We start from the raw sequence: 12,366 nt of genomic DNA, 5'->3' as shown, positions 1-12,366 counted from the left end.
TATCTTTTATAGTTTGGCTTTAAGACCAAGTGAATAATTTGCAGGGGTTTTAAGGTTGAAATAACCTAAGCTAAAGTCGGGGTCAATGCCTGCTTTATTAGCTTTCCATAATACCCCAAGATTAGTTGCATTGAAAAATACCTGCAATCCTTTGATGCCTTTTATTTTGTTTGCTGGCATTAAAAAGTCGTAAACAAGATTGATATATTGGAGCCTGATATGGTCGCCTTTTTCCACCAAAACGCTGGAACCATCATAAAAGGCGTCCCGATTAAGGTCTGTTGTATATAGATTTACAGGTACATTGGTATGAGTTTCATCGCCCGGTTTTTGCCAACGTAGTGCGTAGTCGGAATGTCCCTGCCAGCTATAAAATAGATTGGTATAGTTAATAGAGTTCCGTCTGAACCAATACCCAAATTTGAACGATACGCCAACTTGCAAGCTGATATTTTTGTACGATACGGCATTGATTAAAGAGCCGAATTTAGTCGGAATAGAAGAACCAAAGTATTCGAGGTCTTCTACTTTAGTGCCAGTGCCTACAATACTACTATAATCTTTACTTACTTCACCATTAAGGTATCCTTGCGCTTCACCTGTATTGGGGTCAAGTCCAGCCCATTTATAAGCATAAATTGCGTACACGGGATTTCCCTCAATTCCGGAGATAGGCGGCGATGAAACATTTACATATTCCTGTGCCAATGTTCTTTCTATTTGATAACTAACAATTTTATCCTTGTATAAACTAAAATTCAATATTGTACTCCACTTAAATGCACGGTCTATGTTTACACTTTTAAGTTGAAGATCCCACCCGTCTCCTTTCATACTGGCTACATTCCGTAACATATATGGGTCAACTCCTGTGGTGTAATCCATTGGAGCCATCCCAAAAAGATTAATACCTTTTTTGTGATAATACTCTATTGAACCTGTCAAACGGTCATTTCTCAAACGAAAATCTACCGCAAGATTGAGCATTTTCGAGGTTTCCCATTTTAATAAGGGATTGTAGTAATTATTAAACTGTGCGTATGCTGCACCTGTAAAAATGTTTACATTGTTAGGATACCAAATTGTATTGACTGCAACCATTGCGGGATCAATACTGCCACTAAGACCATAAGTCGCCCGAAGATTGAGGTAAGGCAAAAAATCAACTTTATAAAATTTTTCGTTTGAAAGTTTCCATGCAAGACCTGCCGACCAAAAAGGGTTCCATTGGTCGTTGGTTTTTAACCCGAAAAGATTACTTGCATCCCGGCGGGCGCTTGCCGATACGACATACCTATTGTCAAACGTGTAAGCAGCATTGGCGAAGTAAGATATAAACCTCGTACTCGTTTCACGGAGATATTGACCTTTTTGAATTAAATCTGCGTTCCCACTAATAATCGTTGGGTATGTTTTTGTAAAATCCACATTGCCCGTCGTTAAAGTGTTAGGGTCGTAACCGTAAAAGCGTGCCTGATTTGATTGCGTATGAGCGGAACGTGCTTCACCACCAATTAAGGCTGTTATGTTCTGCTTACCATAGGTGTTATCAAAGTTCAGTTGACCCCGTACATTATTTGCGTTTAGAGCATTATTAGACTTATCCAATATACCGCCATTGGGTACAATGTAAACTACATTCCCATTCACGAGTTGAGAGAAACGATTGATATAGTCCCTTGCCATATAACTCTTTTCATCAGCAAGGTTAGTGTTTGTACCAACTTGTCTTTCGTACTGGTAATTTAAGGTTGCATTCAAACCCTTTATGATTTGATAATCGAGAGTAGCAGTAGCAAGTATATCCGAAACAGTGCCACTGGATGTTTGGTGTTGCCAATCTGTAAGCGGGTAATAATTCCAGTCGAGCAATTTTCCATTACCGAAATCTTGAATATAGCTTTGATTGTAGTTCTTTGCAACAGGGACGGCATTACCGTTAACATCAGCCATCTGCATATAAGGTAAAACACTACCTTTCATGTACACATCATTGTATCCCAATCGACCCGATTTATTTTGGTTTTGAGTATAATACAGTCCTGTACTAAGAGAAAGATATTTGATAGGACGATACGTATTTTGGAAGCGGATATTAATACGCTGATAAGTAGCTCCTAAGTTGCTTTTATTGTGGTCGTAACCTACCGATGATGTCCACGAAAATTTGTCTGCTCCGCCTTGCGCACTTAAAAAGTATTGCTGGTTCACCAAAGGCTTGTACATATATTGATTGAATTGTTTTCTTGCATCCACGGTTTTCAAAGCAGCTATTTGCTGCTGTGCCTGCTCCTGTGTTAATGCTCCAGTGCGAGCCTTTTCCAAAAGGTCAACTACCGGACTGATTATTGGGTGGCTTGTTGAATTAATATCGCTATTGTAGTAACCTCTGTTAAACAATTCTTGCTCAACATCAATATAATCACTGGACGACATTTGACGGATATATCCTAAATCGGGCTTTGCACCGATTGTAAGGTTGGAATTAAACGACACTGTAATTGGTTGGTTAAAACGTCCGCTCTTAGTTGTAATAACAATAACACCATTTGCCGCCCTTGCTCCCCAAATGCTGGAAGCCGATGCGTCTTTCAGTATGGTTATGTTTTCTACAATATTGGGATTGATATTGGTTAAATCACCGTCATACGGAAAATTGTCTAAGATTATAAGAGGGTCTTTCTGTCCACTTATTGTGCTTAACCCCCGTATCATCATTTGTGGTGTACCTTGCTTTCCATTATCCATTACCATACTATTGGCGATGGCTGGCAGCCTTGAAAGGATGTCTGTACCAACCTGCTGGTTAAACAGTTCATTGCTTACCGTAGCAAACGAGCCTGTCACCCGCTCTTTAGGTATTTTCTGATATCCAGTTGATACTACTTCGACTTCATCCAACAAATGGGCTGAAGGGTTTAAAAGGATTTTTAGAGTATCTATTTGCGGTAGATTTACTGTTACTATAGACGGCTCGTAGCCTACATGGTCAATTGTTAGAACAGCGATACTCCCGCTTGCTGTACGTATAGTAAAATAGCCCTTGCTGTTAGTAGCGACTATTGTGTTTGTTCCCTGTAACGATATACTAGCTCCTTCAATAGGTGTGTTATCATTAGGGCTAATCACCTTACCCGTAATTTGCTGTTGGGCATATAACGAGCCTGATATAATAGACGTTGTAATAAGAAGTATAAAAAATTTCATTAATCAATTGAGTTAAATTAAAAAAAAATGGAAGTAGCTATTTGTCCTTTATGACGAACATATTGAGGCTTCTTTTTGCGGGTATTAGGTCAAGGTCGTATCTGTTCAATTCCTTTTTAAAATTGGCTAAGTTCTTAATGTCGGATACTTCAATATCGACGTTATCATTATAGCCAGTTTCATCTACGATTGGCAATGTGATGAAATTTTCATCACTTATCAGGTTAAGCATTGCCTCAATTTTTTGATTAATAAGAATGGATGGTGATGCAGGAAAGGTGTTTTTTTGCTGTCCTCCCTTACTTTTAAGTTTATCCTGTTTAGAAGTTCTTACCAACACAAGGCAATCAACCATCCGTTTTTCAATAGTACCTGTGTATTCCGAATAACGGTTAAGGTCAGCCAGCATATAATAATAAAGGCTATCCGCTTTTTCTTCAGGAATAATCAATTCGTAGTTGTAAAAATTGGACTTATCGGACTTCTCATCTTTTTTTATTAGATGTAGCAATGCAGGTTCCGTAACCTCTGTTATTATCCGATTTGAATTAAATTGTTCGCCTTTCTTACTAAACAATTCATAGAGTATAGGATTATATATACTCATTATTGTCGCATTGGTCATTTGTCTGCCGTAAATTTTACCCTCTTTCGTTTTCTTAAAATTATTTCCTGACGGTAGCCCCGGATAATAACCCTTAGCAAAAATGGAATAGGATTTTATTTTTAAGTTGTCGGTAAAATGCTCACTAAGAAACAGTGGCCTATTACGGTCAATATCTACTTTTGAAAGGATTTGTGTTTTGCGATTATCCAAAACTGCCTGTATATTGGCTTTTGTTATATCTTCTGCTTGGGAGGTGTTTAGCACTTTACCATTGGGAGCAACCCAAACAATATGTGGTACAGTTTTATGAGGAAAGTATTTAGAAAGAACACTATCGTTAATCACTGAATGGACATTGGTATGTTCTTTACCTGCTCCTGTTTTAAAGAACCTAGTTATTTTATCCGTGTCCTCTTTAGTTACAGCTAATACCTTTAATCTGTCTCCAAATTCATTTTGTAAAGTGTGTAGTTTTGGAAAATTCTTGATACAGGGCGAGCAATAAGTAGCCCAAAAATCAAGAATAATCAGCTTGCCTTTATAATCGGCAAGTGTGATCGTCTTCTTTCCCTCAGGGTGATTAACAACCTGTAAAGGTATGTCCCACAATTCATCTGGTATTTGATCACCGATAGAAAGTGGAGTGGGTTTGAAACTGTTAGCAGCCTTTGCAGGTGTCACTTGGGCATGAACCTGCTGAAATACGGCTACATACATGAGCAAAAATGCTAGTAGAATATACTTTTGAGTAATATTCATGAACCCGCTACAGGTTTCCAGTGCTAAACCGTGGCAAGTGTAAGGAATAGCTTTTCGTTTATGCAATAATTTATTCATAACTAATTTGTAAATAAGGTTTTGTATGTAAATTCAGACATTCGATAAGAACATGTAAAAAATATTTCAGAGAAAAATAATGTGATAAATTTTCCTTTTCTGCTTAGAGAAATGCAGTAATTACTTATACTTGCTGGTTAATATTCTATCTTAGTCTGTTAGTACAAATATTGAACATACTAAGATTTTCATACTGATCAGAAATTCCCGAGTATGAAGAATTTGTTCCGTATCGGAAGTTTAACTATCTTTGAATTAAGAAAAATATAATATTTTATGAAAATCGGAAACAACATTAGTCAGATACGAATTGCACAAAGGATTGAAAAGAGCTACATGGCGCAGGAATTAAAAATTAGCCTAGAAGAATATGAAGCTATTGAGAATGATGAGCGTGATATAACACTCTCTACACTGGCAACAATTGCGAACCTGTTATCTTTAGAGCCTTCTGATCTGATTAAACTGGATAAACCATTTTCAGGAATTAGAAATTATTTTTTCAATCACAATGGAAACTCAGGTGTTAATATTCATGTTCAAGGTGTAGATCAAGAAAAAATAAGAAAAGCGTATAAAGAATTGTATGCTGAAGAATTAAATAGAATCCCTAAGCTTGAGAAGCTTTTGAGACAGAATGAAATTGAGTTTGGTTTTTAAAATCATTTTCATTTATGAAACTTGGCGATAACATACGAGAAATCAGAGAAGGTGAAAAAAACTTCAAGAGAAGTTATGTTGCCGAAAGACTCGGTATTTCTACTCGGGCTTACGCTAATATTGAAAACAATGTCACTGACATTTCAATAAATAGATTAGAGGATATTGCTAATATATTTGAATGTAGTCCACAATACCTTCTTAACTATAAAAATTCAAAAAAGGAGTTTTACAATTACTTCCATAATAATAAAGGAAATAAGGGTATCAACATTATGCACCAAAATGGAGATACAAGTGTAAGTGATCTTTTGAATAATAAGGAGAGGATATACGATTTACAGCGGGAGCTTTTAGAAAGTGAGCGAAAAAGAATTGTTTTATTGGAAGCATTACTAAAACTGAATAATATTGATTTTTAAATAATTATTTTTGGATATGAAAGTAGGAGACAATATTCGTGATATACGCGAAAAAGAAAAGAAACTCTCGAAAGAGAATGTAGCAAAGGCATTGGGTATAACACCTAAGGCGTACAGTAACATAGAAAACAATGTTGCTGATGTTTCGGTTTCAAGATTGTATGAGTTGGCGGAAATATTTGGCGTCGCCCCTGAGTATATTCTGAACTACCAGGAGAAATCATCCTTCACAAACCATTTCAATAATTACGAAGGTAACCAAGGAGTAAACATTATGTATCAAGGTTGCTCCTCTGAACAGATTAAGAATATTGAAGAGCAGATAATAAAAAGTAAAAAAGAAACGAGTCGTTTGCAAGCAAAGACAAGAGAAAACTAACTGAATACCATTCTGTTAATGTTTAAAAAAGAAGCTGCATGGCTTCTTTTTTATTTTCTAGACCTAGTACAAATAACTCAATTTGATTTTAATGAATGATATTTCATTCATTAAAATCATTTATACTAAATAACGAATGATATATCATACAAAACACACCTACTTGCTTAATTGAGATAATTTTTGTAAATTTGAATGATATTTTACGCATTGAATATAAAAATTGCGACTTATGAATGATATATCATACAATTCAGCCTACAGTGACACAGCCATTCTCCATGAGATTGGCGAGTTCATTAAATCTAAACGGATAGATCAGAACCTTACACAGGATGAGGTAGCAGAAAGAGCGGCAATAAGCCGTTCTACACTCAGTCTGGCAGAACGTGGTGAAAACATTGCATTGACCAATTTGCTAAAAATTTTACGTGTACTGGATGCGTTTTACGTATTGGAACAGTTTAGGTCAACACCACAAATTAGCCCATTGCAATTGGCAAAAGAGGATGAAAAGAAACGTAAGAGAGCCTACCGGAATAATAACCATCGAAATAAAGACAATTCAGGATGGTAAAGACAGCTTTTGTAAAACTATGGGGTAAGCGAATTGGTGCCGTAGCTTGGAATGAAGAACAGGAGCTTGGATTTTTTGAATATATACCAAATTTCATTTCTGACAAACTCGAAGTTGCCTTGGTTAAGATGCCTTTATCTACAAGAATATATTCTTTTCCGGAACTACGGAACACCGCAACATTTAAAGGTCTTCCTGGACTTTTAGCAGACAGTCTTCCGGACAAATACGGGAATGAATTAATTAATATATGGCTTGCCAGAAATGGGCGTCCCGAGAATTCAATGAATCCGGTAGAACTGTTATGTTTTATTGGTAACAGAGGAATGGGCGCATTGGAATTTGAGCCAACAACCTTACCTGTAACGGGTAATTCTCAATCTATAGAGCTTTCTAGCCTGATAGATACGACTATGAAATTATTGGAAAGCAGGGAGAATTTTGAAGCCCATACCGACCACGATATGCAGGACGTATTACTCGACGTACTAAAAATGGGTACTTCTGCAGGCGGTGCCCGACCGAAAGCCATTATTGCCTACAATGAGGCTACAGGTATGATCCGTTCCGGACAAACATTACAGGAACCCGGTTATGAGCATTGGCTTATTAAATTTGATGGAGTAAAAGATACACAGTTTGGAGTAACCTATGGTTATGGCCGTGTGGAAATGGCCTATTATAAAATGGCTACCGATGCGGGTATTAATATGATGGAGAGCCGCCTGATTGAGGAAGAAGGCCGGGCACATTTTATGACCAAGCGTTTTGATCGTAAAAACGGCAACCAAAAACTACATGTACAAACCTTTTGTGCCATACAGCATTACGACTTTAACAAGATTTCCAGCTATAGTTATGAGCAATTATTCCAAACCATGCGCCAGTTAGGCCTTAGCTATGGCGAAGCGGAACAGATGTACCGCCGAATGGTGTTCAATGTATTTGCCCGTAACTGTGACGACCACACCAAGAATTTTGCGTTCCTGATGGAAAAAGATGGTAAATGGAAACTGGCTCCCGCCTATGATGTATGCCATGCCTACCGTCCTGACAGTGACTGGGTGAGCCAGCATAACCTGAGCATCAATGGAAAAAGAAAAGACTTTGTTAAAGACGATCTGCTGATCATTGCCAAACAGAATTCTATCCGCAATCCAGAAGGGATTATAGATGAAGTACTAGAGACTGTAAATCAATGGCCTGAATATGCCAAAAAATATAGTGTGGAGGAAAAACTGGCAACTGCAATTGATGCTACACTTATAAGAGTCATATAATCTAATAAACCATGTTCATGAATACAAAATGAATATGGTTTATTAGATCAAACCCTTGTATAAAACTTGCTATTAAACTGTCAAAAAATGCTTAAGGGGAGTAATTTTATATTTCGTCACCCCATCCTAGCTTTGACAACCGTTTTTTATATTCTGATAATACCTCATAGGCAAGATCGTCAAAATCCTGATCATATTCGGCATCATTTAAAATATCCAATGGCGTTTCTTCAGTAGCAATATTATTTGCTACATCACTCAAATGGCTTAACAAATTTTGGAAACTATCTATACTGAAAGGCATTCCATGTTCACCGTCAATAAAAGTGATCGACTTTTCTTCATAATCCCAATCAGCTTCATTCAGTTCGTTGCGTAAGGCATTTCTAGCACCTATTTTATTATAGAAACAACTATCTACTTCCAGTAAATCACGCATAAATTTTTTAATTCCCTGGATATTACTTTTGGATAGAACAATCTTGTTCTGAACTTTGTTCGACTCTTGAATCCTGACTACTGAAATATCTACTGCTATGGCATTTTTATGAAGCACCTCTAACAGATAATCTTCGTCATCGTCATCAAACTGGTTATTTTCAACCAGAAGCAAAACCCCCATAAAATTATTATCTGCATCTGCTGCCAGTAATGACGAAAACGTAGAAATGGTACTTACGAGAAACTGATCTGTACGTATTCTTTTGAATTGAAAAGAAACCGATTGATAAAGTTGAAGGTCTTTTATTATAGTTGAGATTTGCTGTTCAGAAAACGAAAGATTTGATAAAACTAAGAACATGGGAGAAACGGGCCCTCCCAGATCATCATCTACCAATTTACCATATTTAGATGGCACCATTACAATTTCATCTGCCTGGACCTTGCGCTTTGCAACTTTAGCTAATGAATAAGGAACGTAAGGCAGACCTGTATCTCCAGCCTCACGAAGTTTAAATTTGAGTACATCTATAAACGGCACCTCTTCTTCTATTATTGAATCAAGATCAGTTTTATCAAAAAGCAGGATATTAATACTTTTTCCAGAGCGAAGCGCTTCAATAGCTTGGGAACTATAGCCCGAATAGGATATAAAAATACCAGAACTTGTATGAAATTTTCCATCTACCTTTCCTTTAAACGCATAGATATCGCTGGCAGGAAGTGATTTTGCATGCCATTTAGCTTCTAATAAAAAGGTCTGCCCAAATAAGAAAAAGGATCCATCAATTTGTTCTCCCGCAGTATTATAGGCAGCTTTAACTTCTAAGTCTATCAATAAAAACTCAACAATACGTTCAAGATCGTAACCTCTTTGTCTACTTTCTGCTTTTGTTGGTGTTTCTAGGCTTTTAGCATTGCGATACAAATCCTTGAGTTCGTCAAAATCTAAAATTTTGTCTTTTGCCATTATACATTAATTCATTTAGCGTCTAAGTTAATAAATTCTAAGGCAGCTTTTACAATGGTCTTTCACCCCTAATTATGATGACCGCAACAAGTGGCAAGTAAATGGCTTGCATTTTAATACTAATTTTAAGAACCAGAAAAATTCTAATCCTGTTGTACCAAATGTTGCAAATCGGGGTCATTTTTAATGCGCTCCAATTCACTCTCAATGATATGGATAACATCTAGTTTAATCTGTTTATAATTAGCTTCGATATCTTGTTTCATCAAATCGTCCCCATTTTCATCTAAGAAGGATGCGATTTGCGGTAATTTCTGATAGGCTTTTGTTTCGGCAGCAACTCTTTCATTATCGACCACTATTTCCGCATGGAATATTTTCTGATCGATCCTTTCATCAAAATTATCCGACACAGACCCCACAAACATCCCCTGGGTAAGAGTAGAAATTTTGGAAGTAGGTATGAGACTGTCCATTTGGGTAGATATGGAGGTTGATTTATCGTTACGGTTGATGGTCATGCTTTGGCGCTTTTGCAGTACTTTTCCAAAACGTTCAGATAGGTTTTTAGCTGTTTCGCCAACAACCTGTCCAGAAAATATGTTACCAACAGTGTTTTGAATCACTTTAGCTTCTTTATCGCCATAATCTCGTATTAATTGAGAGTAATCCTGAAAACCAAGACAAACAGCAACTTTGTTACTTCTGGCTGTGGCAATAAGATTATCCAAACCTCTGAAATAGATGGTTGGTAATTCATCTATGATGACCGAGCTTTTTAACTGTCCTTTCTTATTTATAAGCTTCACAATTCTTGAATTGTACAAACCCAAAGCAGCTGAATAAATATTTTGTCTATCGGGATTATTGCCTACGCAAAGTATTTTAGGTTCATTGGGGTTATTGATGTCCAGACTAAAATCATCTCCGGTCATTACCCAATACAATTGTGGGGAAATCATTCTTGACAATGGAATCTTGGCCGAAGCAATTTGTCCCTGTAGCTGATCCTGAGCCCCTCCTTGCCATGCATCCATGAATGGAGAAAGGTAGTTTTCTAATTCAGAATAAGAGGTAAGAACAGTAAATACATCTGCATACTTTTTATTGAGCAATTCGATGGCATGTGGAAAAGTACAGAACTTTCCATTATCGTATATCTTCAAAAACCAAATTATAGCGGCTAATAGAATGATTGGGCTTTCTACGAAGAAATCACCCTGCTTCTGAATCCAGCTACGATTTAAATTCAGCATAATGGTGTAGGCAGCTTCGTAAGCATCAGAGATATCGGTCATAAAATCCGGATTCAATGGATTGCAACGATGGCTTTTACGTGGATCATCAAAATTGATGACATAAAACGTTGGTTTTACCTTATACTTATCGGCATGCTTCAGTAAATGATTGTAAGCTATCGTAGAAAGATCGTCAAATTTAAAATCGTAGATATACATAGAGAAGCCTTTCTCGATATGTTGTTTAATAAAATTATTAACGATGGCATATGATTTTCCGGATCCAGGTGTACCCAGTACAATGCTGGCTCTAAAGGGATTTACTACGTTTATCCAGCCATCATTCCATTTCCCTTTATAGTAGAATTTGGTTGGAAGATTGACCGAATATTCATTTTTCATCAACTTGGTTTCTTGTAGGAAACTTTCATTTTCATTATTGAATACATCATCCATCAAATTGGTACGCAGCAATCGGGTCATCCAAACCCCGGCCATCATTAAAGCGATATAACCAAGACTCATGGTAAGCAGGTAAAGACCTGTTGCAATTTTGACAGATAGATTTAACAATGGTCCGTTTAGAAAAAATAACACGAAACCGATTCCTAGAGCAGTATAGATTTTTGTCCAGGTTATTTTTTCATTTTTAACTCCTTTGCTCCCCAGGCAACTTAAAGCCAGTAGTACGATAGAAAAAATTTTGGTATAGATTGCGTATGAAAATAATCCTGCTGTATTATTGAAATTGGTTAATACTTTATTGATTATCTCCAGTGTCCAGCCAAACTCCACAAAGAAGCCATAGCAATACCAGTAAAAGTGCATTAACACCAGTAAGATGCTCACTGCACGCATAAAAGCCATAATTTTGGCAAGCCCTCTTAAGTCGTCTTCTCCTTGCATAATAGAATGAATTAAATTATGCCCGTTAATTTAATGGCATCCAAATGCTGGTATCTGAAACTGTCGTTACTTGGCCTCTATAGGAACTATTTGGCTAATTAATACTCATAAAAAAGTAATCTTTGGCTTAGAAGAAAGGGCATTATGACAAGGGCTACAAGGAAGCTCGCATTAAATTTTTATATTTACGCTATGCCGAGAAACAAGGAGTTTGACTATTCCCAAAAACTACAGAAAGTTCGCGATCTATTTTGGAAAAAGGGATACCATACAACATCACTTCGAGATATCGTAAATACGATGCAGCTAAACAAAAGCAGTATTTATGATTCCTTTGGCAACAAGCATACGCTATTTATTGAATCATTGAAAGACTATTCAGATTTAAAGGAGCAGCAATATAGAAAAGCTTTAAAAAATGGTACTTCCCCGATCATAATTTTAGAGAAAACGATTAGGGATGTTGTCGAGCAGGCGATAATAGACAAAAAAACATGTCTTATTGTAAAAACGATATTTGAAGTTGCTGAAACGGACAAGGAGGTACAGATGCTCTTGGTAAAAATTACCAGCACTCTACAATCCATCTTAGCTGATTTGGTCAAATCATCACAAGAAGAAGGTGCTATAAAGATGACCACAGATCCCAAAATAGTAGCAAGATTTATCTTCTCGGGATTTAGTAGTCTTTGGAGCCATTACATTATTTCTGAAAATAAAAAAGAGGTAAATGAAATGGTGGATCTTTTAATAGAAATGATAAAGAAATAAAGTTTTTTTTTAAATCATTTTGAACCAATCGGTTCAAAACCTATTTGAGTAAAAAACATATCAATATTGAT

The 12,366-nt window shown here is 36.6% G+C and carries 10 protein-coding genes; 6 read left to right on the top strand and 4 right to left on the bottom strand.

Translation table 11 applies throughout. The features are described from left to right. Nucleotides 1-6: 6 nt before the first annotated feature. Both IQ31_RS11160 and IQ31_RS11155 read right to left on the bottom strand, forming a co-directional pair. Nucleotides 7-3,207, bottom strand: coding sequence for a SusC/RagA family TonB-linked outer membrane protein (locus IQ31_RS11160; RefSeq protein WP_145328016.1), 3,201 nt, complete (start codon nucleotides 3,205-3,207; stop codon nucleotides 7-9). 37 nt (nucleotides 3,208-3,244) lie between these two features. After that, nucleotides 3,245-4,651: a TlpA family protein disulfide reductase gene (locus tag IQ31_RS11155; RefSeq protein ID WP_145328015.1), complete on the bottom strand. Its 1,407-nt coding sequence runs from the start codon at nucleotides 4,649-4,651 to the stop codon at nucleotides 3,245-3,247. Between the two features lie 276 nt (nucleotides 4,652-4,927). On the opposite strand from IQ31_RS11155, the gene IQ31_RS11150 reads away from it, so the two are divergent. The 5 genes from IQ31_RS11150 to IQ31_RS11130 all read left to right on the top strand — a co-directional run bounded on the left by IQ31_RS11150 (nucleotide 4,928) and on the right by IQ31_RS11130 (nucleotide 7,969). Further along, nucleotides 4,928-5,311: a helix-turn-helix domain-containing protein gene (locus IQ31_RS11150; RefSeq protein WP_145328014.1), complete on the top strand. Its 384-nt coding sequence runs from the start codon at nucleotides 4,928-4,930 to the stop codon at nucleotides 5,309-5,311. A 14-nt stretch (nucleotides 5,312-5,325) separates the two neighbouring features. Then, entirely contained in the window at nucleotides 5,326-5,733 is a 408-nt protein-coding gene (locus IQ31_RS11145) for a helix-turn-helix domain-containing protein (protein ID WP_145328013.1), read from the top strand. 16 nt (nucleotides 5,734-5,749) lie between these two features. Further along, entirely contained in the window at nucleotides 5,750-6,112 is a 363-nt protein-coding gene (locus IQ31_RS11140; RefSeq protein ID WP_145328012.1) for a helix-turn-helix domain-containing protein, read from the top strand. Between the two features lie 232 nt (nucleotides 6,113-6,344). Further along, nucleotides 6,345-6,689, top strand: coding sequence for a helix-turn-helix domain-containing protein (locus IQ31_RS11135; protein WP_145328011.1), 345 nt, complete (start codon nucleotides 6,345-6,347; stop codon nucleotides 6,687-6,689). After that, nucleotides 6,683-7,969: a type II toxin-antitoxin system HipA family toxin gene (locus tag IQ31_RS11130; RefSeq protein WP_145328010.1), complete on the top strand. Its 1,287-nt coding sequence runs from the start codon at nucleotides 6,683-6,685 to the stop codon at nucleotides 7,967-7,969. Before IQ31_RS11135 ends, IQ31_RS11130 begins: the two co-directional genes overlap by 7 nt. A gap of 106 nt (nucleotides 7,970-8,075) precedes the next feature. On the opposite strand, the gene IQ31_RS11125 is transcribed toward IQ31_RS11130, so the two are convergent. Both IQ31_RS11125 and mobC read right to left on the bottom strand, forming a co-directional pair. Continuing rightward, the gene (locus tag IQ31_RS11125) at nucleotides 8,076-9,380 is read right to left on the bottom strand and encodes a restriction endonuclease (RefSeq protein ID WP_145328009.1); all 1,305 of its coding nucleotides are present in this window, start codon (nucleotides 9,378-9,380) and stop codon (nucleotides 8,076-8,078) included. Between the two features lie 143 nt (nucleotides 9,381-9,523). Next, nucleotides 9,524-11,524 (bottom strand): conjugal transfer protein MobC, encoded by a 2,001-nt coding sequence (gene mobC / locus IQ31_RS11120; protein ID WP_145328008.1) that lies wholly within the window; start codon nucleotides 11,522-11,524, stop codon nucleotides 9,524-9,526. Nucleotides 11,525-11,716: 192 nt separating this feature from the next. On the opposite strand from mobC, the gene IQ31_RS11115 reads away from it, so the two are divergent. After that, the gene (locus tag IQ31_RS11115; RefSeq protein WP_145328007.1) at nucleotides 11,717-12,295 is read left to right on the top strand and encodes a TetR/AcrR family transcriptional regulator; all 579 of its coding nucleotides are present in this window, start codon (nucleotides 11,717-11,719) and stop codon (nucleotides 12,293-12,295) included. The last annotated feature ends 71 nt before the right edge of the window (nucleotides 12,296-12,366 follow it).

The organism is Sphingobacterium siyangense (assembly GCF_007830445.1).
GTDB lineage: Bacteria > Bacteroidota > Bacteroidia > Sphingobacteriales > Sphingobacteriaceae > Sphingobacterium > Sphingobacterium siyangense.
This window is presented reverse-complemented; position numbering and strand designations above follow the sequence as displayed.

Coding starts and splice junctions, on each gene's coding strand:
- IQ31_RS11160 (WP_145328016.1), bottom strand. CDS start 3,207: ATGAAATTTTTTATACTTCTTATTACAACGTCTATTATATCAGGCTCG.
- IQ31_RS11155 (WP_145328015.1), bottom strand. CDS start 4,651: ATGAATAAATTATTGCATAAACGAAAAGCTATTCCTTACACTTGCCAC.
- IQ31_RS11150 (WP_145328014.1), top strand. CDS start 4,928: ATGAAAATCGGAAACAACATTAGTCAGATACGAATTGCACAAAGGATT.
- IQ31_RS11145 (WP_145328013.1), top strand. CDS start 5,326: ATGAAACTTGGCGATAACATACGAGAAATCAGAGAAGGTGAAAAAAAC.
- IQ31_RS11140 (WP_145328012.1), top strand. CDS start 5,750: ATGAAAGTAGGAGACAATATTCGTGATATACGCGAAAAAGAAAAGAAA.
- IQ31_RS11135 (WP_145328011.1), top strand. CDS start 6,345: ATGAATGATATATCATACAATTCAGCCTACAGTGACACAGCCATTCTC.
- IQ31_RS11130 (WP_145328010.1), top strand. CDS start 6,683: ATGGTAAAGACAGCTTTTGTAAAACTATGGGGTAAGCGAATTGGTGCC.
- IQ31_RS11125 (WP_145328009.1), bottom strand. CDS start 9,380: ATGGCAAAAGACAAAATTTTAGATTTTGACGAACTCAAGGATTTGTAT.
- mobC (WP_145328008.1), bottom strand. CDS start 11,524: ATGCAAGGAGAAGACGACTTAAGAGGGCTTGCCAAAATTATGGCTTTT.
- IQ31_RS11115 (WP_145328007.1), top strand. CDS start 11,717: ATGCCGAGAAACAAGGAGTTTGACTATTCCCAAAAACTACAGAAAGTT.